The sequence below is a fragment of the Nocardia sp. JCM 34519.1 genome, assembly GCF_020361265.1.
Classification (GTDB): Bacteria; Actinomycetota; Actinomycetes; order Mycobacteriales; family Mycobacteriaceae; genus Nocardia; species Nocardia arthritidis_A.
This window is the reverse complement of sequence record NZ_JAIRBR010000012.1, coordinates 33,097-58,846: the sequence shown is the minus strand read 5'-3', so window position 1 is coordinate 58,846 and position 25,750 is coordinate 33,097. Positions and strand designations below refer to the sequence as shown.

At 67.1% G+C, this 25,750-nt stretch carries 25 protein-coding genes and 1 riboswitch; of the genes, 11 read left to right on the top strand and 14 right to left on the bottom strand.

Annotated features, from left to right (window positions below):
• Positions 1-6 precede the first annotated feature (6 nt).
• From LGY53_RS26500 to bioB, 3 genes are read right to left on the bottom strand one after another with little or no spacing between them, the layout of a single operon-like run.
• Positions 7-624, bottom strand: a complete 618-nt coding sequence (locus LGY53_RS26500) for a DUF2567 domain-containing protein (RefSeq protein ID WP_225729437.1) — start codon at positions 622-624, stop codon at positions 7-9.
• Positions 624-851: a hypothetical protein gene (locus LGY53_RS26495; RefSeq protein ID WP_167473914.1), complete on the bottom strand. Its 228-nt coding sequence runs from the start codon at positions 849-851 to the stop codon at positions 624-626. The genes LGY53_RS26500 and LGY53_RS26495 overlap by 1 nt, the downstream gene beginning before the upstream one ends.
• An 11-nt stretch (positions 852-862) precedes the next feature.
• The gene (gene bioB / locus LGY53_RS26490; RefSeq protein ID WP_225729436.1) at positions 863-1,876 is read right to left on the bottom strand and encodes a biotin synthase BioB; all 1,014 of its coding nucleotides are present in this window, start codon (positions 1,874-1,876) and stop codon (positions 863-865) included.
• 134 nt (positions 1,877-2,010) lie between these two features.
• On the opposite strand from bioB, the gene LGY53_RS26485 reads away from it, so the two are divergent.
• Positions 2,011-2,595, top strand: a complete 585-nt coding sequence (locus tag LGY53_RS26485) for a TetR/AcrR family transcriptional regulator C-terminal domain-containing protein (RefSeq protein WP_225729435.1) — start codon at positions 2,011-2,013, stop codon at positions 2,593-2,595.
• A 3-nt stretch (positions 2,596-2,598) separates the two neighbouring features.
• On the opposite strand, the gene LGY53_RS26480 is transcribed toward LGY53_RS26485, so the two are convergent.
• Positions 2,599-3,768, bottom strand: a complete 1,170-nt coding sequence (locus tag LGY53_RS26480) for an alpha/beta hydrolase family protein (RefSeq protein ID WP_225729434.1) — start codon at positions 3,766-3,768, stop codon at positions 2,599-2,601.
• Positions 3,769-3,828: 60 nt separating this feature from the next.
• A riboswitch (cobalamin riboswitch) is annotated at positions 3,829-3,954 on the top strand.
• 28 nt (positions 3,955-3,982) lie between these two features.
• Here LGY53_RS26480 and LGY53_RS26475 point away from each other — a divergent pair.
• From LGY53_RS26475 to LGY53_RS26455, 5 genes are all read left to right on the top strand, one after another.
• Positions 3,983-5,014: an iron ABC transporter permease gene (locus LGY53_RS26475; RefSeq protein WP_225729433.1), complete on the top strand. Its 1,032-nt coding sequence runs from the start codon at positions 3,983-3,985 to the stop codon at positions 5,012-5,014.
• Complete coding sequence (locus tag LGY53_RS26470; protein ID WP_225729432.1) at positions 5,011-5,814, top strand: ABC transporter ATP-binding protein; 804 nt, start codon at positions 5,011-5,013, stop codon at positions 5,812-5,814. Before LGY53_RS26475 ends, LGY53_RS26470 begins: the two co-directional genes overlap by 4 nt.
• On the top strand, positions 5,811-6,824 hold the full coding sequence (locus LGY53_RS26465) for an ABC transporter substrate-binding protein (RefSeq protein ID WP_225729431.1): 1,014 nt from the start codon (positions 5,811-5,813) through the stop codon (positions 6,822-6,824). The genes LGY53_RS26470 and LGY53_RS26465 overlap by 4 nt, the downstream gene beginning before the upstream one ends.
• 87 nt (positions 6,825-6,911) lie before the next feature.
• Positions 6,912-7,262: an alpha/beta hydrolase gene (locus LGY53_RS26460; protein ID WP_225729430.1), complete on the top strand. Its 351-nt coding sequence runs from the start codon at positions 6,912-6,914 to the stop codon at positions 7,260-7,262.
• A 42-nt stretch (positions 7,263-7,304) separates the two neighbouring features.
• Entirely contained in the window at positions 7,305-8,015 is a 711-nt protein-coding gene (locus LGY53_RS26455; protein ID WP_225729429.1) for a trans-aconitate 2-methyltransferase, read from the top strand.
• A gap of 75 nt (positions 8,016-8,090) precedes the next feature.
• On the opposite strand, the gene LGY53_RS26450 is transcribed toward LGY53_RS26455, so the two are convergent.
• The 6 genes from LGY53_RS26450 to LGY53_RS26425 all read right to left on the bottom strand — a co-directional run bounded on the left by LGY53_RS26450 (position 8,091) and on the right by LGY53_RS26425 (position 14,641).
• On the bottom strand, positions 8,091-9,266 hold the full coding sequence (locus LGY53_RS26450) for a S1 family peptidase (RefSeq protein ID WP_225729428.1): 1,176 nt from the start codon (positions 9,264-9,266) through the stop codon (positions 8,091-8,093).
• Between the two features lie 151 nt (positions 9,267-9,417).
• Complete coding sequence (locus LGY53_RS26445) at positions 9,418-9,966, bottom strand: carboxymuconolactone decarboxylase family protein (protein WP_225729427.1); 549 nt, start codon at positions 9,964-9,966, stop codon at positions 9,418-9,420.
• Between the two features lie 391 nt (positions 9,967-10,357).
• Positions 10,358-11,293, bottom strand: a complete 936-nt coding sequence (locus tag LGY53_RS26440; protein ID WP_225729426.1) for a fumarylacetoacetate hydrolase family protein — start codon at positions 11,291-11,293, stop codon at positions 10,358-10,360.
• Positions 11,290-12,417, bottom strand: a complete 1,128-nt coding sequence (locus LGY53_RS26435; protein WP_225729425.1) for a VOC family protein — start codon at positions 12,415-12,417, stop codon at positions 11,290-11,292. Before LGY53_RS26435 ends, LGY53_RS26440 begins: the two co-directional genes overlap by 4 nt.
• Positions 12,418-12,443: 26 nt before the next feature.
• Positions 12,444-12,818 (bottom strand): DoxX family protein, encoded by a 375-nt coding sequence (locus LGY53_RS26430; protein WP_225729424.1) that lies wholly within the window; start codon positions 12,816-12,818, stop codon positions 12,444-12,446.
• Positions 12,818-14,641, bottom strand: a complete 1,824-nt coding sequence (locus LGY53_RS26425; protein ID WP_225729423.1) for an FAD-dependent monooxygenase — start codon at positions 14,639-14,641, stop codon at positions 12,818-12,820. Before LGY53_RS26425 ends, LGY53_RS26430 begins: the two co-directional genes overlap by 1 nt.
• A gap of 148 nt (positions 14,642-14,789) precedes the next feature.
• Between LGY53_RS26425 and LGY53_RS26420 the strand changes: the two genes are divergently transcribed.
• Complete coding sequence (locus tag LGY53_RS26420) at positions 14,790-15,395, top strand: TetR/AcrR family transcriptional regulator (RefSeq protein ID WP_225729422.1); 606 nt, start codon at positions 14,790-14,792, stop codon at positions 15,393-15,395.
• Between the two features lie 25 nt (positions 15,396-15,420).
• Here the strand turns inward: LGY53_RS26420 and LGY53_RS26415 are convergent, their stop codons facing one another.
• Entirely contained in the window at positions 15,421-16,320 is a 900-nt protein-coding gene (locus LGY53_RS26415; protein WP_225729421.1) for a LysR family transcriptional regulator, read from the bottom strand.
• Between the two features lie 170 nt (positions 16,321-16,490).
• Between LGY53_RS26415 and LGY53_RS26410 the strand changes: the two genes are divergently transcribed.
• Complete coding sequence (locus tag LGY53_RS26410; protein ID WP_225729420.1) at positions 16,491-16,919, top strand: tautomerase family protein; 429 nt, start codon at positions 16,491-16,493, stop codon at positions 16,917-16,919.
• 9 nt (positions 16,920-16,928) lie between these two features.
• Here the strand turns inward: LGY53_RS26410 and bioD are convergent, their stop codons facing one another.
• From bioD to LGY53_RS26395, 3 genes are read right to left on the bottom strand one after another with little or no spacing between them, the layout of a single operon-like run.
• Entirely contained in the window at positions 16,929-17,597 is a 669-nt protein-coding gene (gene bioD / locus LGY53_RS26405) for a dethiobiotin synthase (RefSeq protein WP_225729419.1), read from the bottom strand.
• The gene (locus tag LGY53_RS26400; protein WP_225729627.1) at positions 17,594-18,742 is read right to left on the bottom strand and encodes an 8-amino-7-oxononanoate synthase; all 1,149 of its coding nucleotides are present in this window, start codon (positions 18,740-18,742) and stop codon (positions 17,594-17,596) included. The genes bioD and LGY53_RS26400 overlap by 4 nt, the downstream gene beginning before the upstream one ends.
• A 32-nt stretch (positions 18,743-18,774) precedes the next feature.
• Entirely contained in the window at positions 18,775-20,058 is a 1,284-nt protein-coding gene (locus LGY53_RS26395) for an adenosylmethionine--8-amino-7-oxononanoate transaminase (protein WP_225729418.1), read from the bottom strand.
• Positions 20,059-20,186: 128 nt separating this feature from the next.
• On the opposite strand from LGY53_RS26395, the gene LGY53_RS26390 reads away from it, so the two are divergent.
• Genes LGY53_RS26390 through treY form a run of 3 tightly spaced genes read left to right on the top strand, consistent with a single transcriptional unit; the run spans position 20,187 to position 25,748 of the window.
• The gene (locus tag LGY53_RS26390; RefSeq protein ID WP_225729417.1) at positions 20,187-21,137 is read left to right on the top strand and encodes a helix-turn-helix domain-containing GNAT family N-acetyltransferase; all 951 of its coding nucleotides are present in this window, start codon (positions 20,187-20,189) and stop codon (positions 21,135-21,137) included.
• Positions 21,138-21,195: 58 nt separating this feature from the next.
• Complete coding sequence (glgX, locus tag LGY53_RS26385; RefSeq protein ID WP_225729416.1) at positions 21,196-23,319, top strand: glycogen debranching protein GlgX; 2,124 nt, start codon at positions 21,196-21,198, stop codon at positions 23,317-23,319.
• An 11-nt stretch (positions 23,320-23,330) separates the two neighbouring features.
• Entirely contained in the window at positions 23,331-25,748 is a 2,418-nt protein-coding gene (gene treY, locus LGY53_RS26380) for a malto-oligosyltrehalose synthase (RefSeq protein WP_225729415.1), read from the top strand.
• Positions 25,749-25,750 lie beyond the last annotated feature (2 nt).

Below are 25,750 nucleotides of genomic sequence, written 5' to 3'. Positions count from 1 at the left end.
AACGGTTCAGCGCGAATCGGTTCCGGTGTTCACCCCGGCGTCGCCCACCGGGCCGTACGGGGTGTACACCGGATATGGATCGTAAGCGCCTGCGGCGTCCGGATTTTCGGGGTCGCCGAACCAGCGGTAGTTCCCGGTGCCCAGATCCTCGGTCGGGCTGAGCACGGCGAGGAAGAACACCACCAGCGAGACCACCAGCGGCTGAATCAGATACGCCGGCCAGGTGCCCAATTCCGGTGGTAGTGAAACGATCTGGCCGACAGCCGGATCGTGCGGCCGCTGATGCAGCCACTGCGCCACCTGCTCGCCGAATTTCCCCATCACCACCGCGCCCGCGAACGAGCCGATGAGCAGCGCGAGCTGCATGACCGGCCCGCGCGCGCCGCGCCAGCGCCACGCCGCGGCGGCGGACAGGAATCCGGTGACCGCACCGATCAGCAGAAAGATGGCCACCGCGTCGAATTGATGCACGCTCTCCCCCGTCAGCGCCGCGCCGCGTCCCGGCTCGACGACGAGGAATTGTTCGGCGGGCGCCAACCAGCCCCACAACGCCCCGCCGACCGCACTGGCCAGCAGGATCGCGCCGACGATGAAAACTCCCGCTCGTACCTCGCGCGCCCCCACTAGCGCAATTCCAGTCCGGCCGAATCGATTACGCCGTGCCGGGAGCATTTGGCCCACCACCCCTCGGGGTGCACCTGCACGATCATCCGCCTGCCGCAGTGTTCGCAGTAGCGCGGCGGTTCCAGTCCCAGCGCGGCGGCGGTGGGGACCGGATTCTCGAGCCCTTGCTCGATCCGTTTGCCGGTGAACGGGTTGTAGCGCTCGTCCATACCCATGACAGTACTCATGGCGCCGGAATTCACAGCGTTTCGTTGAGCGCCTTGATCGGCATTTTCAATTCGCCGAGCAGATCCAGATCCTTTTCGGCCGGGCGGCCGAGCGTCGTCAGGTAGTTGCCGACGATCACGGCGTTGATGCCGCCGAGGATGCCCTGTTTCGCGCCGAGGTCGCCGAGGGTGATCTCGCGCCCGCCCGCGAAGCGCAGAATGGTCCGCGGCAGCGCCAGCCGGAAGGCGGCCACGGCCTTCAACGCCTCCGCCGCGGGCAGCACCTCCAAATCGCCGAAGGGGGTGCCCGGCCGCGGGTTCAGGAAGTTCAACGGCACCTCGTCGGGCGCCAATTCGGCCAGCTGCGAAGCGAATTCGGCCCGCTGCTCCAGGCTCTCGCCCATGCCGAGGATGCCGCCGCAGCACACCTCCATACCGGCCTCGCGCACCATGCGCAGGGTGTCCCAGCGCTCCTCCCAGGTGTGCGTGGTGACCACATTCGGGAAATGCGATTTCGCGGTTTCCAGGTTGTGGTTGTAGCGGTGCACGCCCATCGCGGCGAGTTGGTCGACCTGTTCCTGGGTGAGCATGCCGAGCGAGCAGGCGACCTGAATATCGACCTCGTTGCGGATCGCCTCGACGCCCGCCGCGACCTGAGCCATCAGCCGCTCGTCCGGCCCGCGCACGGCGGCGACGATGCAGAATTCGGTGGCGCCGGTCTTGGCGGTCTGCTTGGCCGCCTCCACCAGACTCGGGATGTCGAGCCAGGCCGCGCGCACCGGGGACTGGAACAGCCCGGACTGCGAGCAGAAGTGGCAGTCCTCCGGGCAGCCGCCGGTCTTGAGGCTGATGATGCCCTCGACCTCGACCTCGGGACCGCACCACTTCATGCGCACCTCGTGCGCCAACGCCAGCAGATCTTCCAGCCGGTCGTCGGTGAGCCGGAGCACCTCGAGGGTCTGCTCCATCGTCAATCCGACGCCCTGCTCTAGCACCTGCTCGCGGGCGACCGCCAGAATGTCGGTGTGGACGGGTGCCTGGGTCACTGCGCGAATCCCTTCTGGGCCGTTTCATTCAACAACGCCGCGATAAAACTTGAACAGCGTTCAGGCTAGGGTAGCGTCCACAGTGAGTCAAAACACGATCGCGCACGCGGCGATCAGGGAGCGGAGGAGTTCGGGTGCAATTGCACAGGGCCGACGTCGTCGACGGCGCCATCGCCATCCTCGACCAGTACGGGCTCGCCGATCTGACCATGCGCAGGCTCGCCGGATCGCTCCAGGTGCAGCCGGGGGCACTGTATTGGCATTTCCCGAATAAACAGGCGCTGCTCGGCGCGGTGGCCGACAAGATACTCGCGCCGATGGAGGATCCGGTCACCGCGACCGAATGGTCCGGCCAGATCGGCGAACTGGCGCATCGGCTGCGCGGCTGCCTGCTCGCCTACCGCGACGGCGCCGAACTGGTCTCGGCCACCTACGCCTCCAGGCTGACCACAAGCAAGGGCCGAGAACGCTTGGTGGGCGCGGCGATTCGCGCCGGAATGCCGCGCCACGAGGCGGAGCTGGCCGGATACACGGTGCTGTACTACGTGCTCGGCCAGACGGTCGACGAGCAGTCGCGGATGCAGATGGACTCCGCGGGCGCACTGACCGAGGACGCCTCGCCGCTGTACGAAACACCCGATGCCACCGCACGTTTCGATTTCGGGCTGCAGCTGTTCATCGCCGGTGTGCGGCATCTGCTCGGCGAGCGGGTGCGCTGAAATTCAGTGCGGTCCGGCCGCGTTGCCGCTCGCGTTCCGCATCTGCAGCTGATACCGCTGGATGAACGGCAGGATCTGATTCTCGATGATGTCGTTGTACTCCACCGGACGCGAGATCGGGTTGGCGTGGCCCCCGGTCCTGGTGAATACGACGAGCAGGGTGCCGTTCACCCCGCCGGAGATATCGATCAGCACCCGGTGTGAGTATTCGTCATCCACCACCATGTCCCGATCCGGATCCCGTGGGCGGATGAAAATGATTGCGGGGCGCGGCTTTCCGTCCAGCGGGCGGGCGAGCGAGCGCAGGTCGTCGGCCGCGCCGCCCGCCACGATGGCGGCGAACTGGGCCTCGATCAGACCGTTGCTCGCCACGTCGCGGGACAGGATCTTATCCCGCAATATCTCCACCTCGACATCGCGCAGCTCGCGAAACCCGATGTCGGGCAAGCCTTCCGGGCTCACGTGCAGGAAACGGTCGCGGCGCGCATAGGTTTCCGCGAGTATCCGCAGCAGCCGGCTCTCCCGCGCGCCGGGCAGCCAACCCGCCCAGCGCACCAGATCCTCTCCCGCGCTGCGACTCTCCGGGCGAACCGCGTTCAGGTCCACCGGCGTGCAGTCCAGCATCACGCCGACCAGCCTGCGATCGCTCTCGTTGCGGATGTGCTTGGCCACCTCCAGCGCGATCACCCCACCCATGCTGTGGCCAACCAGCACAATGTTTTTCAGCGCCGCCTGCTCGGCGGCGCGGACGATCAGGTCGGCGATGACCTTGGTGTCGATACCTTGATTGTCGTAGCGGATCGCCCACACCATCCCGATCCGGTCCAGCGCGGGCAGGGCGGCGGCCGTACTGGTGGCGTCGAGATTTCCGAGCCCGACCATATCGACGACGACCGTATCCCAGTTCTTCGGATCGGCGGGCGTGTTGACGGCGATGATGGACGGCCGGGTGCGGGCCAGGCGTTCCCGCTCCGGGTTGACGTCGGCGGTCCAGTAGTAGCCGACCACGATGAGCACGGCCAGCATGAGCGCGGCAACCCGCAGTAGTGCCAGTCGGGTGCGGCGCAACCGGTGCCAATCGTGTCCGATGCGGGTTTCCCGCAGGCGGGCCCGGCGACGCGCGTCGTCCCAATCGCTGACGGTGGACGGGTGCCGCTCGTCCATCGGCAACATGTCTTCAGGGTATGGATGGGTCGGTGAGCTCGCCAAAGCCCCGGTGTGTCGCGGAAATCCAACCGGCCGGTAGAGTTCGGGCGTCATTATCGGCGGGTGCGGGAATCCGGTTCGAATCCGGAACGGTCGCGCCACTGTGATCGCCCTCGGGCGAAAGTCAGACCTCCCCCGCCGGCCCGAACTCGAAAGGCCGCGATTTGCCTGTGGAGCCGCGATGATCCGCGTCCGGACATCGATCGCCCTGCCCGTGCTGGCGCTGCTGCTGATCGCCGCGATGGTGGCCGCCACCGGATTCGGCGCCGAAACCCTGCCCGTCCGATCCGTCGTCGACGTGCTCGCGCATCGCTTGACCGGCCGCACGCCCACCGATCCCGGACTGGACACCATCGTGTGGCAGCTGCGGGTGCCGCGCACCGTGCTCGCGGCGATCGTCGGCGCGGGTCTGGCGCTGGCCGGTGCGGCCATGCAGACACTGGTGCGCAACCCGCTGGCCGATCCGTATCTGCTCGGGGTGTCCTCCGGCGCCGGTGTCGGCGCGGCGGCGGTGATCACCACCGGCTTGTTCGCCGGGGCCGGGGTGTGGGCGCTGTCCGGCGGCGCGCTGGTGGGGGCGTTCGCGGCGGCGGCGCTGGTATTCCTGATCGCCGTCGCGCAGGGCGGTTTGACGCCGCTGCGGCTGGTGCTCACCGGCACCGTGCTCGGCTCGGCCTTCGCGGCGTTCAGCAGCTATCTGATCTTCCGCAGCGCCGATCCGGCCGCCGCGCAATCGGTGCTGTTCTGGCTGCTCGGCAGCCTGTCGGGCGCGGACTGGACCCGGATCGCGCTGCCCCTGGGCGTTGTCGCGGTGAGCGCGGCGACGCTGTGCCTGGCCGGCGGCTGGCTCGACGCGCTGCATCTCGGCGCGGATACCGCGGCGGCGGTGGGGGTTCCGGTGCGTGAGCTGCGGATCGGGCTGTTCGGTCTGCTCGCGGTGCTGGTCGGCGTGCTCGTCGCGGTATCGGGTGGTATCGGGTTCGTGGGGTTGGTCGTGCCGCACGCCACCCGGCTGCTGGTCGGGGCGCGACACCGGAGCCTGCTGCCGGTCTGCGCGCTCTGCGGCGCGTCGTTCCTCGTGATCGCCGATGCCGCCGCCCGAATCCTGGTGCGGCCGACCGAGATTCCGGTGGGCGTGCTGACCGGGTTGATCGGCGCGCCAGCGTTCCTGGTACTGCTGGGACGGCGGCAGTACCGGTTCGGCGCGGCATGATCCCCAGTGCCGCACCGGAACCGGCCGAGCTCGCGGTGGATGGGCTGTCCTGCGCGACCGGGCGACGAACCGTGCTGTCTCGGGTGTCGTTCACGATTCGGCCTGGTGAGACCATCGGCATCGTCGGCCCCAACGGCACCGGCAAATCGACATTGCTGCACGTCCTGGCGGGCGTGCGAAAACCGGCGCTCGGCCGAGTTCTGGTGAACGGTCAAGTGCTGCACGAACTTTCGGGCAGACAGCGGGCACGCACCGTCGCACTCGTCGCGCAGGACGAGCAGCCGCCGACGGACCTGCTCGCGGGTGAGGTGGTCACGCTCGGCCGCACACCGTATCTGCCGCCGTGGGGCGCGGGGTCACGGCGCGAGCGCGCGATGGTGGCCGAGGCGCTGGCGGCGGTCGATCTCGCCGGGTTCGCCGACCGGCCGGTGCACCGGCTCTCCGGCGGTGAGCGGCAGCGGGTGTTGTTGGCGCGGGCCCTGATTCAGGAAACGCCAGTGCTGCTGCTGGACGAGCCGACCAACCACCTGGACATCACGCACCGGTTGGAACTGCTCGCCATGGCCCGCGACCTCCACCGCACCGTCGTCATGGCGCTGCACGAGCTGGCGTTGGCCGACCGGTACTGCGACCGGATCCTGGTGCTGCACGACGGCGCCGCCCATCCGCTCACCCCACCCGAGACGGCGCTGCGACCGGAGGTGCTCGACACCGTCTTCGGAGTGCGCGCACTGCGTGTGCCCGAACCGGATACCGGCGCAAGCCATCTCATCATCACGGCACGAGAGGCCAGATCATGAAGCGCATACCCGTACTGCTCGCCATCGCGCTGGTCCTGACCGCATGCGGCGGGCAATCGACCGCGGCAGGCACGCTGACCGTTCGCAATTGCGATGCGGAACAACGCTTTCCGGCCGCCAAAAGGATGTTCGTCAACGATGGCAACCTGATCTCGATGACGCTCGCACTGGGCGCGACCGATTCCGTGGCGGCGGTGTCGAGCCTGCAACGCGATGCGGAAACCCTGCGCAGGCACTACGGTCCCGCCGTCGACGCGTTGAAATCCGTTGCCCCCGGGTATCCGTCGCTGGAGACCGTGCTGGCCCAGCGGCCGGATGTCGTGGTCGCGGGCTGGAGCTACGGGTACGACGAGGCCAAGAACCTGACCCCGGACACATTGCGCAAGCAGGGAATCGCCGCCTACGTCCTCACCGAGAGCTGCCGTCAGCACCCCGGTGAGCGCCAGCGCGGGCTGGTCGAACCGTGGACCGCGCTGCGCACCGACCTGACCAACCTCGGCGCGATCACCGGCCGCACCGAACGCGCCGCCGAACTCACCGCCGACCTCGACCGCAGGCTGGCCGCGCTGCGCGCCGCGCCGCAGGCCGAGCGCCGCCCGAACATCTTCCTGTTCGACAGCGCGAGCGATTCGATCATGTCCAGTGGCGATTACGGTGCGCCACAGGCGATCCTGGAGGCCGCGGGCGGGCGCAACGTGCTCGCCGACGTGCCGGACACCTGGGTGAAGACATCCTGGGAACGGCTGGCCGCGGCCGATCCCGACGCCATCATGTTCGTCGACTACCCACCCCAGTCCTTCGCCGAGAAGGTCGCGCTCCTGCGCGCCAAACCGGGTATCAACCGATTGCGCGCGGTAACCGAGAACCGCTTCCTCAACCTCCCCTACGCCATGTGGACCAGCGGCCCACTCAATATCGACGCCGCCGAACAGATCCGCAAACAACTCGAACACTGGACCCTGGTGCCGCCCTCCACCATCGAACCCCGCGCCGACGACGTCATCCGCTGACGGTGCTCCGACCCCGGAGCGCCGCACATTCTGGCGCTTCGTCGTCGAAAGTTGGCGGATTTCGGCGAAGTTCGGGGACGGGCCGGTGTGCTCGATTATCTCGCGGACGCCGCGGTCGCACGCGATCATCTGGGAACCGATCCGGTCGTCGTCGGTCAATCGATGGGCGGGTTGATCGCGCAGTTGCTCGCGGCTCGTGGAGCCCAAATCGCCTACGGCGCAATCAAAGTCGACGCCGCAGCAGTCCACTGCCCCATTCTTTCCGTCAGCGCCGCCGACGACCGCCTCATCTGGCCGCACATCGGCGAAACCATCGCCACCCGCTACCACGGCCAACATCTGCGAATCCAAGGCGCGGGCCATTACGCCCTCGTCGGCGAACCCGGCTGGGAAACCGTCGCCACCCAACTGATCGACTGGATCACCGAACACACCTGATCCATCGGGATATCGCGCGCCGATCCGCGCGAAGATGGTGGGGTGCCGCCCGATTCCCGCCGCCTGCTCGACGATGCCGCTCTGGAACGATCATCGGTGGTCGCGAACAACGCGATGAACCGCGGCCGCGGGCTGTCCGGGCCGAACAGCTACGCCAAGGAACTCGGCTTCGACCCATATCAGCGGCTCGTCGAAACATATTGCGCTGCAACAGCTTCCACAGTGATCTGGATCGACGTGTGCTGCGGATCCGGGCGAGCGCTACTGGCGGCCGAGGAGCGCTTCGCGGGTGAACTGCCCGATGCCGGAGTGCGGTTGGTCGGTATCGATCTCGTCGACTACTACCTGGCCCCGCCGCGCACGTCCCGGCTGCGTTTCTTCACGACCCAGGCAACGACCTGGCGGCCGGACGGCCCTGCCGATCTGGTCACCTGCGTGCACGGGCTGCACTACATCGGCGACAAACTCGCACTGCTCGCGGCGATGGCGAGTTGGCTTGCCCCACATGGCACTTTCGCCGCGCATTTCGATCCGGACACCATCCGGCACGCGGACGGCTCCTCGGCGGCCCGCCAGGTACTGGCCGTACTGCGCGCGGCGGATATGACGTATGACCGCCGCCGTCATCGCATTTCGAGCCGTGGGCCGCGATCCATCTGCTTCCCGGTCACCTACCTCGGTGCCGACGATCGGGACGGACCCGGTTACACCGGTCAACCCGCGGTCGCGTCCTACTATGAATGGTGGGCGTAATCCGTTGGCCACCATCCGAATTAACCGGAGCAGCCGCACATGGACCACGCGACCGCCATCGGGATTCGGTCCGGCTCAATGCCGTTCGCGGGTGAACAAAGTCAGCCCGGGGTTGGCCTCCAGCACCGGGCGAATCGGCTGGATGACGATATTGCCGGTGGTGACTCCAGAATTTATGGAAACGATACCCAGCGCTTTGGTTCCGCTGATGACCGGCGAGCCCAAATCGCCTGGCAGCGTCAGGAATCCGCCCGTCGCGGCGGTCAGGTGCTCGAGATTTCGCCCTGCTCGTCGACGGTACGTTTGGTTCACGTCTGCATTTGTCACTGTGCCGCAGGTGAAGCCGGAGATCGGGCTTACTCTGCACACGGGAGCGCCGACTACGGGGTCCGCGATACCGTCGATCGCTATCGATGTGCCCGCGCCGACTCCGATGAGATTGTTGCGGAAGCGATTTTCGACCGCTTCATCGAGCCGCAGGATCCCGTAATCGAGCGGCACATCGATCGGTGGGGTACGCAGGACCCCGATCCGGGGACCGAGCGGAGAGGCGGCGAACTGCCCGGGTGTGGCCGGTAATACCCAGGCCACATTGGGGTCGGGCGGAGTATCGGGTGGTGCGGGTATCGGGATGAACGGGGTGCCCGGCGGGTCCGGCGGCCCGGTCCGATCGCAATGGGTGCCGGTGATGGCGATGACGTTGCCGTCTCGGTCGGTGCCGTTGAAGGCCGTCACACAGAAGCGGGAGACTATCCGGTCACGGATGGTGTAGAAGTAGGTCCCGCCCGGCACTTCGGGGTCGGAAGCCGCTGCGGGGGTTGGTATTTCGTCGCCGGTCGCCGCGACGTCGTCGGCGACCGGGGTGGGGTCGGCGCCTGCCGCCGAATTCTGGGACGCTGTTTCTACGGTGAACCCCGCGGCCTCGGCGGCGGCGCGGGCCACATCGCTCGACGGTCCGCCAGTGAGCGTGACGAGCGGGCGTCCGGCCTTGTCGAGGTGCACGCCCCGCACGACCATCGGATAGCTTCCGCGCGCGGTTCTTTCGAATTCGGCCAGTCGTTGCGCGGTGTCGGCGCGTTGCAAATATTCCGGGAAGGTGAGCGCAAGATCGCGGGACAGCGCCGTCACCAGATCATTCGACGCTATCCCGGCGGGCGGGCCCGCGGTCGCCGCCGGGACAGCTTCGGGACCGAACGCGAAAAGCGTTGCGCAGCCGACTATCACCGCTCGTTTCGCAACGGACCGACCCATCGCCTGACCCTCCGGTACGGGTATGGAATGGCTGCGGGCGCAGATTCCGCACGCGAGCGTATGGGCGCCGACCACCGAAATCGATTGGCCCGACGTCAGTTTCGAGTAATTTCCCGATAACCGGATCGATGGCCGCTGCACCCGTTACGGATTAAGCGCTGCGTGGTTCCGGAAGGGCGCAGGCCATACCGTCGGCCATGCCGGTGGGGCGGACGCCGAGGGCCTGGTTCAGGCGGGCTCGCTGATTTTCCCAGGCGATGGTGGCGGCCAGTTCGGCGAGCTGACCCTTGGACAGGTGGGTGAGCAGTTCGGTGCGCAGGTCCGCGATATCGAGGGGTGGTGGGGTGGTGGTGGCCGCTTCAGCGTAGGCGATCACCAGTTTCTCGAGTTCGCTGTACGCGTCGCTGGTTTTGTATTTCGGCAGATCGGTGATCTGCCGCTCGGACAACCCGGCCGAATTCGCCAGGGCCGAACCGATATCCAGGCAGAATTCGCAATTCACCAACCCCGCCACCTTCAGCTCGGCCAGCTCCTTGAGCCGCGGATCGAGCCGGTTGGCAAAGATCAGCACGGTTTCGTAAACCATGGTGCCGAGCAACATCTGCGGCCTGCGGATCAACCATCCGGCCAGATCGGTCCGGTTGCGCCGCGCACTCCCGAACGCCTTCAGATAGTGCCAAAGCCTTTTCAGCGCCCTCATTTCCGCGCTCCCCTTTACTTCTCGCGGTATCGTCCCCCCGATCCTACGACGTAACGACAGTCTGTAGTAGAGCCTTCGGCAAACTCGGGGCCCGCTCCGGGCGCTCGCCCGGGTCCGATCGATGAATCCGCTGGTCGGCGGCCTGCACCGGGAAACGGTTCCGGAATCGTTCGCCGTATTCGACTGTTCGTGCACCGCAGTCGAATACGCGCCGCCCGCCAGCCGCGCGATAGCCTCCCGGCCGGATCGCGCCGCAGCAGCTCCGGCACCCCACACGATGGTCGCGGCCGACTCGGCGAACGGACCTTGGTCGGGTAGTCGAGCAATTCCGTGCGACATCGCACTGGAAACGACAACCTGCAGTAGATATTTCGGCGAGACCGTGGCGTGCTCAGGTGTAGGTGACGGTGTTGCGTTGGACGCCGAGGTCGATGGCACCGTCGTCGGTGCCGATTCGGGATTCCACGACGTCGCCGTGCTGCAGGTAATCGAGGTTGCGGGCCTGGCGTTGGACGAACGCTTTCCATTTCACCGCCGGTGGCATCAGGGCGGCGAGGATTTCGATCGGTTTGGAAGGTGCGCTCAGCGCGGTGCCGGCGGGTGTGCCGGTAAGGATCAGGTCACCGGCGGCGAGGTCTTGGAAACGGCTCAGTGACTGCAATGCCTGTAGCGGACGGTAAATGATGTCGGCGCCGACGAGGGAATCTTGGCGGAGTTCACCGTTGACGCGCAGTTGTAGCCGCAGATCGTCGAACCGTTCGAACTCATCACCGGACAGCAAGACCAGCGCCGGTCCGACGGGGGTGAAGCTGGGATAGGACTTCGCTTCGTAGAACTGGGTCTGCGGTAGCTGGATGTCGCGGGCGGAGATGTCGTTGGTGACCACGAGCCCGGCGACGTAGTCGGCGATATTCGATTCGGTGATCGTGGTGCCGACGGGGATGTCGCGGCCGATGACCAGCCCGATCTCGACCTCGTAGTCGAGCAGCCGGACGTGCGGGGGTTTGACGATCGGGTCGAACGGACCGGTGATCGAGGCCGAGGACTTGCGAAAGAAGGTCAGTGGCACGGTTTTCGGGTTCATCCCGGCGTCGGTGACATGCGAGGTGTAATTCGTCATCTGGGCGACTACCCGGCACGGCGTGGTGACCGGTGACCGCCACTCGAGGCCGGCCACGGGCACGGGGTCGGCGGCGCGGGCGGCGGCGATCGCGGCGCGATCGGCCAGCAGGTCGGCGGTTGTCGCCGCGCTGGTGTCGATTTCGAGTGCGCCCGCGGGGGTATCGACCCACCAGGTGTCGGCGGTGCGCAGGATGGAGATGGTCATGAGGTGGCGACCTTCAACAGTCCGCGGAGGCGGTATAGGTCGAATTCGTTGTCCGCGGTCAGCGCGGTGAGCACCGAACGGACTTCATCGCGCAGCTGGCGGGGTCTGGTGCCGAGGAAGTCACCGGTGGCGGGTGGACCCCACTGGGCCAGACCGGAAGCGGTGAACGGCGCCCAGCCGGGTTCGAGGGTGTTGTCGAACATGTCGCCGTCGGTGAAGTGCTCGACGAGCAGGCCGTCGGCGTCGCGCCAGTAATCGAAGATCTGGCTGCCCTGAATATGGCGGCCGATGCCCCAGGAGCGTTGGTAGCCATGGTCTTTCAGGTATTCACCGCCCGCGGCCAGCGCGTCGATGTCAGACACCTGATAGGCCGAATGCAGATACCGGTTCGCCGGCCCCAGGGCAATGGCGATGGTGTGGTGATCGGCCGGGGTGGCGCCGCGGTCGCAGCGCAGGAAACTCATCGCCGGGCCGCGGTCGCGCTGGCCGGGAAAGAACAGGAAGTCGCTGACGATCATCCCGAGGGTGTCGAGATACCAGTTGAGCGCCGCGAGGTATCGGGTGCTCTGCAGCACCACGTGCCCGAGCCGCTGCACCGTGGTCGGTACTCGTGGCGGCCGCTGTGTGGTGTTGATACGGCTCACGTCGTGACCTGCGTTGAAGGTGTGCGCTCGCTGCGCCGTCAGCGCGGGCAACGGGTGTGTTCCGGCGACGACACGCACCGGCATGCCGCTGGGGTCCACGAGATCGACGCTCGTCCCGCCGATCGACTCCGGCAGCCGCCGGGTCCGGCCGCCGATGGCATCGGCCAGCCGCAACAGGTCGGAGTCCGCGGCGGCGGTGAAGGCCACCCCGCGGAAGCGGGTATCGCCGCGATGGACGATCACGCAGGGTGCGCCGGAATCGGTGCCCCGCAACCGCAGTTCGCTGTCGGTTCGTGCGGCGGTGGCGAAACCGAAGGCGTTGGCGAACGCCTCGGCCCGCGCCAGGTCGGGCTTGTCGAATTCCAGCCACGCGATATCACGCACCTTGATCACCGGATTGCGGGACCGGCCCGGGTGTTCACCCTTGCGAGCGCCCTGCTCGCTGTGCAGACCGGTGTGGGCTCCGACGGTATCGCTCATCTGTATGCCTTCTTTCCAGCGATCGATCAGAACGCATAGGGGCCGAACCGTCCCCAGGCGACGGCCACCGCCAGCACGGCCAGCACGAAGTTGCCCTCTATCTGGACGTACTCGCCGCGGCGGGCGTGGACGGCGATCGCGCCGACCATGACAACGCCGACGCCGACGGCAGCGATCGGGGTGAGAATCGGCGCGATCCCGGTGATGGCGGGCGCGATCAACCCGACCGCGCCGAGCGCTTCCACCAGCCCCAGCGATTTGACGACCGCGGTGGGCACCGCGTTCACCCAGTCGCCGAGGTTGTTGGCAAGCCTGTCGCGCGGCGCGAGGAGTTTGTACAGTCCGGCGGCCGCGAAGACGGCCGCGAGCACGCTTTGCAGTACCCAGAGCCAGATATTCATCACAGCGAGCCCTCCATGACGCGGGTGAGCGGGATGACGGTGCCCGACTTGCGAATTCGACTCACGGACTCGACCAGGCGCAGACCCTTCCCCCTGCCGGGGTCGGCGCCGCGGACGCGGTCGAGAATCCAGTCGGGCCGCTCCGGGGAGGCACTGCCGCGCCAGGCGACATGGTGATCGGGCCGGATAAGGACCAGGTCGCGTTCGTAGAGGCGGCGAGTGCGCTCGTCGCGGACATCGACGACGGTCAGCGGCATGCCACGGTCGGCGGCCGCGGTCACCCAAGCCCGCACATCCAGGTTGTCGTCGAATCGCAGCAGGGTGAAACCCAACCCGAACAGGTCGAACAGCGCCGTACCGTCGGGCAGGAACACACTCGGCGGCCGCGCCCCCGGCCGTGTACCGGGAGTGTAGCGGTGCAGGAGGTCGACGGTGGGTGGTTGCGGTTCGGTCCAGATGATCGGTGAGCTGTCGTAGCGATAGCCGAATTCGATTCCGTCGGCCTCGTTTTCGAGGTTGCCCAGGTCGCGGATCTCGCGGCCGAGACGGTGGCGAGCCCGATCTCCGGACCAGCCCTGATCGTGAACCGCCCTGCGGTAGGCGGTTCCGATCGCCAGACGCACCAGGGTGTGCCGCGCCGACGCCTTCCGGTTACGTATCGCGACCGCCCGACGCTCGATCCCGTAGGCCGGCAACAGATCCCGGCCACCCCAGCCCTGTAGGACCGCGGCCAGCGCCCAACCCAAACCTGCGGCATCACCGACACCGGTGTTCATGCCATATCCGCCGGCGGGTACCACCTGGTGCGCGGCGTCGCCGGCCAGCCACACCCGCCCGCGCCCGTAGCTGTCGGCCAGCGACAACCGCGGCCGCCACGCGTTGGCCAGGATTATCCTGCAGTTGAACCGCATACCCAGCCGCGCGAACAAGAACTGCTCGGGATCGATCCCCTCGGCGTTCACACCGATACCGATCGGGGTGTGCAGCGTCCAGGTGTCGCGGTCGTTCTGTGAGATCAGTGTCCACCCCTCCGGCGACTGGGTGCGCCAGACCTGGCCGAACCGCTCGAGCAGAGCTCTGTCCGGCGAGGTGAAATGAATCAGGTATACCCGTCCGTCCATCGGCGGCTTCCGCTCACCGACGAAGGCGCGGATCGCCGCGGGCACCAGACGCCGCAGCCCCAGCTCGCGCATCGCGAGCAGACGCAGCTCGATGTCGTCGAGCCCGATACCGAGTTCGTGACGCACAACGCTTCCCGCACCGTCGCAGCCCGCCAGATACTGCGCGCGGACCCGGCGGGTCCGCCCGGTCGCCGAGCAGACGATGACCGCATCGACACCATCGGCGTCCTGGGTGAACGACCGCAGCCCCCAGCCGTAGCGGATATCGATACCGGCGCGGGTTTGCAGAATCGTCTTCAGTGCCGGTTCGAGCAGCGCCTGCGAGGCCCGCATCGGTGGCTCCAGGGCCATGGTGCCGTCGTTACGCTCGCGAATGAGCGCGCGCCGCTCGGCGACCGTCGGATAGCGAAACCGCGCGAGCTCCCATCCGCTCAGCTTGGTCACCCACGACACATCGAACGAATGATCCTCCGGCACAGCGACTTCGCGTATCTCATCGGCCACGCCCAGCTGACGGAACAACTCCATGCTGCGGCCGTTGGTGATATCCATCTTCGGATGGGTTGTCGTCGACGGATTGCGCTCCACCAGCATCGCCGCCACCCCGTGACGCGCCAGAGTCAAGGCGAGCACGAGTCCGACCGGACCCCCACCGGCGATCAGCACCGGTATCTGCTCGATGTCCGTGGTCACAGTACTCATCCGATGTCCTTCCATCGCGGTACCCACATCGATTGAACAACTATGTTCAATATAAGTCAACTGTGTCCAATAGCGTATATTTCAGCTGGAAATTGGACATGGTTGTGCCTTCACGAGGTACGGTCATGACGGGCAGACAGGGAGGGAGATGACAACTCCGACCGATCAGCGGATACTTGCCGCCGCAGTGCGCCTATTCACCGAAAAAGGCACCGACAGCGTCACTCTGAGCGAACTGGCCCAGGAAGCCAACGTCGCGCGAGGCACCCTCTACCGCAATATCGGCTCGATGGACACGCTGTTCGAACGCGTCGTCGCCGACCTCGGCGAGAACATGCATCGTCGCGTCGCCAAAACCTTCGCCGATATCGACGATCCGGCAGCACGGCTGGCCACCGGCATCCGGCTCTGGGTGCGTTACGCCCACGACCACCCGCAATTGGGCCGATTCGCCGTGAAATTCGGACTCACCGCCGAATCGCTGCGCATCATGATGACGGGCCCGCCCGCCGCGGACATTCACGCCGGCGTCGAGGCAGGCCGCTACGCCATCACGGCCACGGAAATCCCCGCCGTCATCTCGCTCGTCCTCGGCGCCACCATCAGCGCGATGTGGATGGTCCTGGACGGCCACCAAACCTGGCGCACCGCCGGATCCGCCACCGCCGAACTCGTCCTGCGCGCCACGGGAATCGACCCTGCCGAGGCACGACAAATCAGCACCGCCGAACTACCCAACCTGCCGACCGACTGATCCGACGGCCGGGAGCACAATCGTCTCAGGTGATGGATGTCCGGTCATCGGGTCGATTCATATTCCGCAGCAGTCTGCGCGCCACGGACTCACCGTGTGAATTATCGGTTCGCCATAGAAGAAACACGTTGAAGTCGACCACGAGATCTTCGATCGGAATTATTACGAATTCGGGTGGATCCCCGACATTGAGCAGATCGGCGGATATCGGGCAGAGCGTGATTCCCCGGGTCTGACGCAAGCCGACGAGGATACTGGTCATACCGTTGAATCGCCGACCGGGATTATCGCGCACTCCGGCTCGTCGCAGCGTTTCTATGGCGGCCCGAACCTGGGGGAATTCCCAATGGGCCGGTCCGCGTATGTAGCGATAATCGCGTAGATCGGCCAGCGTCAGCATGCTGCGTCCGGGGAAATTATTGACGTCTGTCACGATACCCAGTCGTTGCGTTGCCACGGTTACGGCGGTGAGCTGCGGCTGATCCGCGGCGTCCGAATAGGAGAGCGCCAAGTCGATTTTGCCGTCCGTCAGCTGGTGCGACATATCAGCCGAAGTCATCTGGGATACGTCGATGTCGACACCGGCATCGGTCGCGGCGGCCGCCAGCCTGCGGCGAAGAGCGCCGTCGACAACCTCCGGTATGGCCAGGCGCGCGATGTCCGTCGCCGGGCCGGGGGCGGCGCGGGAGGGCAGGGCATCGAAGTCGGCAATGAGCTGCCTCGCCCACGGAAGCAACCGTTCGCCCGCCGGCGTCAGTCGAACATGATGGGTGGATCGATCGAAAAGTTGTTGTCCCAGCTCCGCTTCCAACGCTTTGATGCGTTGACTCAGCGGCGGCACCGCCATATGGAATTCCTGCGCCGCCCTCGTGAAGTTCAGCTCCCGTGCCACCGCAAGGAAGTAGCGTAGGTGATGAATCTCCACATCCGCCAGCGTAGCTCGGTGTTATCACGCTGGTCATGCTGTCGGATCCGATTGGACATTCCGCGCCGCACCGGCCCGTCATACCGTGGATTCAGTAACAGGTTCAGATCCCTCGCCGCGGCGGCCGACGAGGACGCACACGAACAGCGAAAGAATAGCGGAGGATTGAAATGCCGTTCTATCAATGCCTGGTTCCCGCGGGATCACTGGACGCCGACACACGGAGCGAGCTGGCGGAAGCCATTACCGACGTGCACACGTCCCTGACCGACGCCCCGCGCGGATTCGTCAACGTCCTGTTTGTCGAGTACGACCCGGAAGCGTATTTCACCGCCGGTAAGCCGAACAGATGCACCGTGATCAACGGCACAATTCGAGCGGGCCGTGATCATAAAGTACGTACCGAACTGCTCACGAAATTATCCGAGGCATGGAATTCCCTGACGGGCCAAGATCCTACGACGCTCATCATCGGGCTGAACGAGGTCGACCCGACCTCCGTTATGGAGGCGGGGGTGATCCTGCCCGCCCCCGGCGATGAACAAGCCTGGCTCGAGCTCAACAGCGCCAAACTCGGCGAACAGCTCTCGGCGAGGTAGACCGAGCCCCTACGGCAGCCAACCGGGTGCGATCCATCCCGGTGCGGCCGCGATGAACCGTTCCCGGTCCCACGCCCCGACGCCTTCAGGAATGGACCCGACAATCGGCACCCCGGTAACCCGGGGCAGATCGTCCCGGTTGCATTCCGATGCCAGATCCGGTGCGGCAGGCCAAGACCCGATTACCAGCCCCGCGCACCGTACCCCCGCGGATTCCAGTGCCCGTGTGGTCAACTCACTGTGATTCAGCGTCCCGAGACCGGAGGCGACCACCAAAAGCACCGGCGCGTCGAGCTTGCGCGCCAGATCCAGCAACGTGAAATCGCCCAATCGCACCAGCAATCCGCCCGCGCCCTCGACCAGTGTCAGGTCGAAGGTGTCGAATTCCGCTATAGCCGAGGCCGTTTCGGCCAAAGTCAGCTCGCGCATCCCCGCGCGGCGCGCCGCGGTGTCCGGCGCGAGCGGCTCGGGATAACGCGCGAGTTCCAACCCGCCGCCGATTCCGGTGAGCCGTTCGATCTCCGCCAGATCGCCGGGTTCTCCGGGCGCGACACCGGTTTGCGCGGGTTTGCAGACGGCGACGGATCGTCCGGCCGCGCGCGCGGCGGCCGCCACCGCCGCGGTGACCACTGTTTTGCCGACCTCGGTCGAGGTCCCGGTGACGAACAGCAAACTCATGCGTGTACCACATCCAATCCGCGGGCCGAGGCCAGAACTTTATTCAAAACTGTTGCGATGGTGTCGATTTCACCGTCGGTGAGATTCGCCCGCGCGGTGAGCCGCAGCCGCGACGTGCCTTCGGGCACCGACGGCGGCCGGAAACAGCCGACGTCCAGCCCCATGGCCCGGCAGGCCTGCGCGGCATCGTAGGCGACCTGCGCCTCGCCGAGCACCACCGAGACCACCGCCGAATCCGGCTGTGCCACACCGGCGATGCGCGCGATCTCGGCCGCCCTGTCCAACACCCGCCCCGCCATGCCCGGGTCCTGGCGCAGCAGCCGCAGCGCCGCCCGCGCCGCGCCGACCGCGGCCGGGGCCAGGCCGGTGTCGAAGATGAAGGTGCGCGCGGCATCGATCAGGTGCGCACGCACCCGGGCATCCGCCAGCACGACACCGCCTTGTGCGGCAAGGGCTTTCGACAGTGTCGCGGTGATGACCAGGTCCGGTTCACCGGCCAGGCCCACCTCGTGCACCAGCCCGCGCCCGCCGCTGCCGCGCACGCCGAGCCCGTGTGCCTCGTCGACGACGAGTACCGCGCCGTTCGCCCGCACCACCCGGTGCAGGTCGGCCAGCGGCGCCAGGTCGCCGTCGGCGCTGAATACCGAATCCGTCAGCACCAGCGCCCGCTCCTCGGTGCGCGCCGCCAGCATGCGGTCGACGGCCGCGACATCGCGGTGCGGCGCGATCTCGACCCGCGCCCTGGACAACCGGCAGGCGTCCACCAGCGAGGCATGGCTGCCCGCATCGGAAACGACCAGCGCGCCGCGCCCGGCCAGCGCGGTCACCGCGCCGAGGTTTGCGGCGTAGCCGGAGGCGAAGACCAGCCCGGCCTCGGCCCCGACGAAGTCGGCGAGCTCGCGCTCGAGCAGTTCGTGTTCGGTGGTGGTGCCGGTGACCAGGCGCGATCCGGTCGAACCCGCGCCCCAGCGGTGTACGGCGGCGATCGCGCCCGCGATCACCTCCGGATGCCGCACCAGCCCCAGATAGTCGTTGGAGGCCAGGTCGATCGACGGCGTTTCGGCGCGGCGCGGCCGCAGTTCCCGGCGCAGCCCGGCGGTCCTGCGCTCGGCCGCGCGCTCATCCAACCAGCTCAGCGGATCCATAGTCACAGCTCGGAAGCATACTTGAACATCGTTCAAGATGACATCCCCACCGCTCGCACCGCCGCGGCTATGCCGCGGGCGATGGCGGCGATATCCGCCGAATCGCTGACGAACGGCGGCATCGTGTAGATCAGATTCCGGAAGGGCCGCAGCCAAACCCCTTCGGCGACAAGCGCTTCGGTGGCCACCCGCATATCGACCGGCCGGTCCAGCTCCACCACCCCGATCGCGCCGAGCACCCGCACGTCCGCCACGCCGGACAGGTCGCGCACCGGCGCGAGCCCCGCGGTGAGCTCCGATTCGATGCGCGCCACCTCCGCGCGCCAATCCCTTTGCCGCAGTAGCTCGATCGAGGCGACGGCGACCGCGCAGGCGAGCGGATTGCCCATGAACGTCGGCCCGTGCATCAGCCCGCCGTGCCCGGCACTGATGGTTTCGGCGATCCGCGATGTGCACAGCGCGGCGGCCAGCGAGAGATATCCGCCCGTGATGGCCTTGCCGACGCACATCACATCCGGACTCACCCGGGCGCTGTCGGCCGCGAAAAGCGTTCCGGTGCGGCCGAATCCGGTGGCTATCTCGTCGAATACCAGCAGCACCCGGTGCTTATCGCACAGCCTGCGCAGCTCGTTCAGGTAATGCGGGTGATGCCAGCGCATTCCGCCCGCGCCCTGCACGATCGGCTCGACGATGACGCCCGCGAGTTCGTGCGCGTGCGCCGCGAAGGTCCGCTCCAGCTCCGCGACATACGCCTGGTCGAATTCGCGCGGCGGCCGCGGCACGAAAACCTGTTCGGCCAGTACGTCGGTCCACAGCGAGTGCATGCCGCCCTGCGGATCGCAGACGCTCATCGGGGTGAAGGTGTCGCCGTGGTAACCGCCGCGCCAGGTGAGCATCCGGCGCTTGCCGGGCTCGCCGAGCGAACGCCAGTATTGCAGGCACATTTTCACCGCGACCTCGACCGAGACCGAACCCGAGTCGCAGAGAAAGACCTTGTCCAGCCCGGCGGGCGTGAGCTCGACGAGCAGTTCGGTGAGCCGGGCCGCCGGCTCGTGGGTGAGCCCGCCGAACATCACATGGCTCATCTTCTTCGACTGTTCGGCCAGCGCCGCGTCCAGCACGGGGTGGCGGTAGCCGTGGATGGCCGCCCACCAGGAGCTCATGCCGTCCACCAACTCCCGACCGTCGGCGAGGGTGAGCCTGGTGCCCGCCGCGCTCGCGACGACCAGCGGTTCGGTACTTGCGGGAAATCCGCCGTATGGGTGCCAGACGTGTTTGGCGTCGATGGCGGAGATTTCGTCCGGAGTCAATGCCACAGGAATCCTCGTGGTAGCGCCGCTTGAACGGCGTTCAAGTTACCAGTCGAGCTGCGCGGCGGGCGAATTTCCACCAAGATGCGCCGCCGCGGCATATCCTTTGACTCAGTCAAACATTAGGAGCCGCCGTGACCGCCGTCGCCGCTACCGATATCGCCGCCGTCCGCGCCTTCAACCGCCGATACACCCGCGTCATCGGGGTGCTCGGCGCGGGGCTGGTGGATACCGACTACTCGCTCACCGAGGCCCGAATCCTGTTCGAGCTGGCCAATTCCGGATCCACCGAAACCATCCGGCTGCGCCAGGAACTCGGCCTCGATCCCGGCTATCTCAGCCGCATTCTGACCCGGTTCAAACAGCGCGGCCTGATCGAGACCGACCGCTCCAGCACCGACGCGCGCCGACAGGAGGTGCGCCTCACCAGCCGTGGCCGCGCCGAATTCGCCCTGCTGAACCGGCGTTCCAGCGCCGATGTCGGGAAACTGCTCGGGGCGCACCCGCCCGCCGACCGCACCGAACTCCTCGCGGCCATGCGCACCATCCAGGACATCCTGGACCGTCCCGCCGACGCGTCGGCGCCCGCGTTCACCCTGCGCGAGCCGCAGGCGGGCGAGTACGGCTGGGTGCTGCAGCGCCACGCCGCCGTCTACGCGGCCGAATACGGTTGGGACGCAACGTATGAGGCGCTCATCGCGCGCATCCTGGCCGACTACCTCGACAATCGCGATCCGGCGCGGGAACGCGCCTGGATCGCCGAGGTGGGCGGCCGTCCCGCGGGCAGCGTCTTCTGCGTCCGCGAGGACGACAACACCGCACGCCTGCGCCTGCTGCTGGTCGAACCGAGCGCCCGCGGTCTCGGCGTCGGCTCGGCGCTGGTCGACGCCTGCCTGGACTTCGCGACCGAGGTCGGCTACCGCGATATGGTCCTGTGGACCAACGACGTGCTCACCTCGGCCCGGCACATCTACCAGCGCGCCGGATTCGAACTGGTGGAATCCAACCCGCATCACAGCTGGGGCGTCGACCTGATCGGCCAGACCTGGCGAAAGTCCTTGATCCGGGTACCGGAGCCCAGCTGACGCGCCCGTCCACAACCACCCGCACGAGCCGGACCGCCGCTGCCGCTACTGTCGTAGCATGGCCCAGCCCGACGTAGCGCCCGGTGATGTGACACCCCTCGGTGTCTGGCCGGGTACCGCATATCCATTGGGCGCGACCTATGACGGCGCCGGCACCAATTTCTCGGTGTTCTCGGAGGTCGCCGACGCGGTCGAACTGTGCCTGATCGGCGCGGACGGCACCGAGACCAGGATCGCGCTCGACGAGGTGGACGGCTATGTCTGGCATGCGTACCTACCCGGCATCGGCCCCGGCCAGCGCTACGGCTACCGGGTGTACGGCCCATACGATCCCGCGCGCGGATTCCGTTGCGACCCAAGCAAATTACTGCTCGACCCGTACGGCAAGGCGTTCGACGGCGATTTCGACGACAATCCGGCGCTCTACACCAGAGGCCTGGATTCGCTCGGCCACACCATGGCCGGGGTGGTGATCAACCCGTTCTTCGACTGGGGCGCCGACCGATCGCCGAATCGCCCGTATCACGAGACGGTGATCTATGAGGCACACGTCAAGGGGATGACCATCACCCATCCCGAGGTGCCGGACGAATTGCGCGGCACCTACGGCGGTCTCGCGCATCCGGCGATCATCGACCATCTGCGCGGCCTCGGCGTCACCGCGATCGAGCTGATGCCGGTGCACCAGTTCCTGCACGACCGGATGCTGCTGGACCAGGGTCTGCGAAACTACTGGGGCTACAACAGCTTCGGCTACCTGGCCCCGCACAACGAGTACGCGGCGGTCAAGCGCGCGGGCTCGGCGGTGACCGAATTCAAGGCGATGGTGCGGGATCTGCACGCCGCGGGCATCGAGGTGATTCTCGACGTGGTGTACAACCACACCGCCGAGGGCAATCACCGCGGCCCGACCATCGCCTTCCGCGGCATCGATAACGCGGCCTATTACCGCCTCGTCGACGAAGACCCTTCGCTCTACATGGATTACACGGGCACCGGCAACAGCCTCAACGTCCGCCACCCGCATACGCTGCAGCTGATCATGGATTCGCTGCGGTACTGGATCCTGGAGATGCGCGTCGACGGTTTCCGCTTCGATCTGGCCGCGACGCTGGCCAGGGAGCTGCACGACGTGGACCGGCTGTCCACGTTCTTCGATCTGGTGCAACAGGATCCGGTGGTGAGCCAGGTGAAGCTGATCGCCGAGCCATGGGACGTCGGCGAGGGCGGCTACCAGGTCGGCAATTTTCCGGGTCTGTGGACCGAGTGGAACGGCAAATACCGTGACACGGTGCGCGATTACTGGCGGGGTCAGCCCGCGACGTTGGGCGAGTTCGCCTCCCGGCTCACCGGATCCTCGGATCTGTACGAGGCCACCGGGCGCCGCCCGAGCGCCAGCATCAACTTCGTCACCGCGCACGACGGGTTCACGCTGCGAGATCTGGTGTCCTACAACGATAAACACAACCAGGCCAACGGCGAGGACAACCGGGACGGCGAGAGCTACAACCGGTCGTGGAACTGCGGCGTCGAGGGACCGACCGACGATCCGGCGATCAATGCCCTGCGGGAGCGGCAGAGCCGCAATCTGCTCGCGACGCTGATCCTCAGCCAGGGCACGCCGATGCTGCTGCACGGCGACGAGATGGGCCGCACCCAACAGGGCAACAACAATGCCTACTGCCAGGATTCGCCGCTGGCCTGGATGGATTGGTCGCTGCTGGAGACCAATGCGGACCTGGTCGAGTTCACCCGCGCGGTGATCGCGCTGCGCACCGCGCATCCGATCTTCCGGCGCAGGCGTTTTCTGGAGGGCCGCCCGATCCGCGCCGAGGACCATTTCACCCGCGATATCGCATGGCTCACCCCGACCGGCGCGGAGATGACACTCGCGGACTGGGACAACGGGTTCGGCCGGTCGCTGACGGTCTACCTCGACGGCGACGGCATCCACGAAAAAGGCCCACGCGGCGAACGCATCACCGACGATTCGTTCCTGCTGTGTTTCAACGCGCACGACGCCGCCATCGATTTCGCGCTACCCGGTCGGGATTACGGCGCGAGATGGTCTGTCGCACTCGACTGTTCGTCACCCACCGGCCGGGCCGACGCGGAATACGCCGCGGCGGCCACCGTCACCGTCCCCGACCGCTGCCTGCTCGTCCTCCGCCGGACCGCATGACCGACACGACTATGAACGAGACACATCTCACCGAAGCCATGTCCCTGCGCCGCAAGCCGGCCCGGCCGACCACCGTGCGCAGCACCTACCGGCTGCAATTGCGCCCAGACGCGCTGACCTTCACCGAGGCCCGCGCGATCGCGGAATACCTGCAGCAGCTGGGCATTTCGCATCTGTACCTGTCGCCGATCCTCACCGCGGCGCGCGGTTCGACGCATGGCTACGACGTCACCGATCCGACGACGGTCGCGGCCGCGCTCGGCGGGCCGCTCGGGTTGAAGGCGCTGGCCGACGAGGTGCGCAGCCGCGGTATGGGCCTGATCGTGGACCTGGTGCCCAACCATGTCGGCGTCGCCGATCCGCGCCAGAACCCTTGGTGGTGGGACGTTTTGCGCAACGGCAAGGAGTCGGCGTTCGCGCACTACTTCGATATCGACTGGAGCCCGGGCAACGGCGCGGGCGGCAGGCTGGCGCTGCCGGTGTTGCAGGGCGAGAACGATCCCGCCGCGCTGACGGTGGACCGCAGCGGCCCGGAACCCATGCTGGCGCTGCACGATCTGCGCTTCCCGATCGCCCCGGGCACCGACGGCGACAATGCGCTGCGGATACACGACAAGCAGCATTACCGCCTGGTGAGCTGGAAGGCCGGCGTGTGCACCTACCGCCGGTTCTTCGCGGTGAGCGGCCTCGCGGCCATTCGTCAGGAGGATCCCGAGGTCTTCGACATCACCCACCGCGAGCTGGCCGCCTGGTGCGAACATGACCTGATCGACGGCGTTCGGATCGACCATCCGGACGGATTATCTTATCCCGCAACATATCTGGCCCGGCTGCGCCGGATCATCGGCCCGCACCGGCTACTACTTGTCGAGAAGATCCTCGCCAACCGGGAACCGCTGGACGCGACCCTGCCGGTCGACGGCACCACCGGATACGACGCGCTCGCCGACGTCGGCGGCGTGCTGATCGATCCGGCCGGTGAGCAGACGCTCACCGAACTGTCCCGCCGCTTCGCCGGGCACGGCAGCGACCGCGCCTGGATCGGCGAGACCGAGCACCGGATCAAGCGGGCGGTCGCGGAGAACCTGCTGGCCCCGGAGATCAGGCGGCTGGTGGCCGCGATCAAACGCGATGCGGGCGCGGAGAGTTTCGACACGATGGCGCTCACCAACGCGACCATCGAGGTGCTCGCCTTCATGCCGGTCTATCGCGTCGACTACGCGCCGCTGGCCGGGATGACCGGCGCGGTGATCGCGGAGGTGGAGAAGCGCAACAGCGAACTCACCGCGCCGCTGAGCGTGCTGGTGGCCGCGTTGGCCGCAGAGGGTGAGACCGCGGTGCGGTTCAGCCAGGTCTGCGGCGCGATCACCGCGAAGTCCGTCGAGGACACCATGTTCTATCAGGCGGCCCGGTTGGTCTCACTGCAGGAGGTCGGCGGCAATCCGGCCCGATTCGGCCACTCGCTCAACGAATTCCACCTCGCCAACAGTGAGCGCGCGCAGCGCTGGCCCGCCACCATGACCACGCTGTCCACCCACGACACCAAGCGCGGCGAGGATGTGCGCGCCCGCATCGGCGTACTGTCGCAGGTCGCCGAGACCTGGGCGCGCGCGGTGGAATCCTGGCACGAGACCCTGCCGAGCCCGGACGGGGCGACCTCACTGTTCTTGTTGCAGAACATGTTCGGCGTCTGGCCCGCCGACGGCCGCCCCGCCTCCTCGGTGCCGGGTTTGCGTGAGCGACTGCATATGTTCGCGGAGAAGGCGATTCGCGAGGCCGGTGTGCACACCTCTTGGGAGGAGCCGGATTCGGAGTTCGAGTCGGCCGTGCACGCCTGGCTGGACGCGGTGATCGACGGCCCGGTCGGCATCGAGATCGGCGACCTGGTGCACGAGCTGGCCCCGCACGCCTGGTCGGATGCCTTGGCGCAGAAGCTGCTTCAGCTCTGCGGTCCCGGTATCCCGGATATCTACCAGGGTTGCGAGCTCTGGGAGGATTCGCTGGTGGACCCGGACAATCGCCGCCCGGTGGATTTCGCGGCTCGTGCGGGTATGCTGCAATCCCTCACCGGCACACCGGCTTTGGATACCACGGGCGCGGCCAAGATGTGGATCGTCGCGTACGCGCTGTGGTTGCGCCGCGAGCGGCCCGACTGCTTCGTCGGCGGCAGCTACCTGCCGCTGTTCGCCTCGGGCGAGCACGCGGGCAGGCTGGTCGCCTATGCCCGCGGCCGGGTCGGCTCGGAGCCGGAGGTGCTGGTCGCGGCCACCAGGCACAGCGTCGGGCTGGGCGAATCCGGTTGGGGCGATACGACTTTGGATCTGCCCGAGGGCAACTGGACCGACCGGCTCACCGGCCACACCTTCCAGGGCCGGGCCCGGCTGGAGAAGCTGTTCGCCCGGCTGCCGGTCGCCCTGCTGGTGCGCTGACG

Bases quoted from the DNA above. Each gene is read 5' to 3' on its own strand.
- LGY53_RS26495 (WP_167473914.1), bottom strand. From the start codon at position 851: ATGAGTACTGTCATGGGTATGGACGAGCGCTACAACCCGTTCACCGGC.
- LGY53_RS26480 (WP_225729434.1), bottom strand. From the start codon at position 3,768: ATGTTGCCGATGGACGAGCGGCACCCGTCCACCGTCAGCGATTGGGAC.
- LGY53_RS26475 (WP_225729433.1), top strand. From the start codon at position 3,983: ATGATCCGCGTCCGGACATCGATCGCCCTGCCCGTGCTGGCGCTGCTG.
- LGY53_RS26470 (WP_225729432.1), top strand. From the start codon at position 5,011: ATGATCCCCAGTGCCGCACCGGAACCGGCCGAGCTCGCGGTGGATGGG.
- LGY53_RS26465 (WP_225729431.1), top strand. From the start codon at position 5,811: ATGAAGCGCATACCCGTACTGCTCGCCATCGCGCTGGTCCTGACCGCA.
- LGY53_RS26450 (WP_225729428.1), bottom strand. From the start codon at position 9,266: ATGGGTCGGTCCGTTGCGAAACGAGCGGTGATAGTCGGCTGCGCAACG.
- LGY53_RS26445 (WP_225729427.1), bottom strand. From the start codon at position 9,966: ATGAGGGCGCTGAAAAGGCTTTGGCACTATCTGAAGGCGTTCGGGAGT.
- LGY53_RS26440 (WP_225729426.1), bottom strand. From the start codon at position 11,293: ATGACCATCTCCATCCTGCGCACCGCCGACACCTGGTGGGTCGATACC.
- LGY53_RS26435 (WP_225729425.1), bottom strand. From the start codon at position 12,417: ATGAGCGATACCGTCGGAGCCCACACCGGTCTGCACAGCGAGCAGGGC.
- LGY53_RS26430 (WP_225729424.1), bottom strand. From the start codon at position 12,818: ATGAATATCTGGCTCTGGGTACTGCAAAGCGTGCTCGCGGCCGTCTTC.
- LGY53_RS26425 (WP_225729423.1), bottom strand. From the start codon at position 14,641: ATGAGTACTGTGACCACGGACATCGAGCAGATACCGGTGCTGATCGCC.
- LGY53_RS26420 (WP_225729422.1), top strand. From the start codon at position 14,790: ATGACAACTCCGACCGATCAGCGGATACTTGCCGCCGCAGTGCGCCTA.
- LGY53_RS26410 (WP_225729420.1), top strand. From the start codon at position 16,491: ATGCCGTTCTATCAATGCCTGGTTCCCGCGGGATCACTGGACGCCGAC.
- bioD (WP_225729419.1), bottom strand. From the start codon at position 17,597: ATGAGTTTGCTGTTCGTCACCGGGACCTCGACCGAGGTCGGCAAAACA.
- LGY53_RS26400 (WP_225729627.1), bottom strand. From the start codon at position 18,742: ATGGATCCGCTGAGCTGGTTGGATGAGCGCGCGGCCGAGCGCAGGACC.
- glgX (WP_225729416.1), top strand. From the start codon at position 21,196: ATGGCCCAGCCCGACGTAGCGCCCGGTGATGTGACACCCCTCGGTGTC.
- treY (WP_225729415.1), top strand. From the start codon at position 23,331: ATGAACGAGACACATCTCACCGAAGCCATGTCCCTGCGCCGCAAGCCG.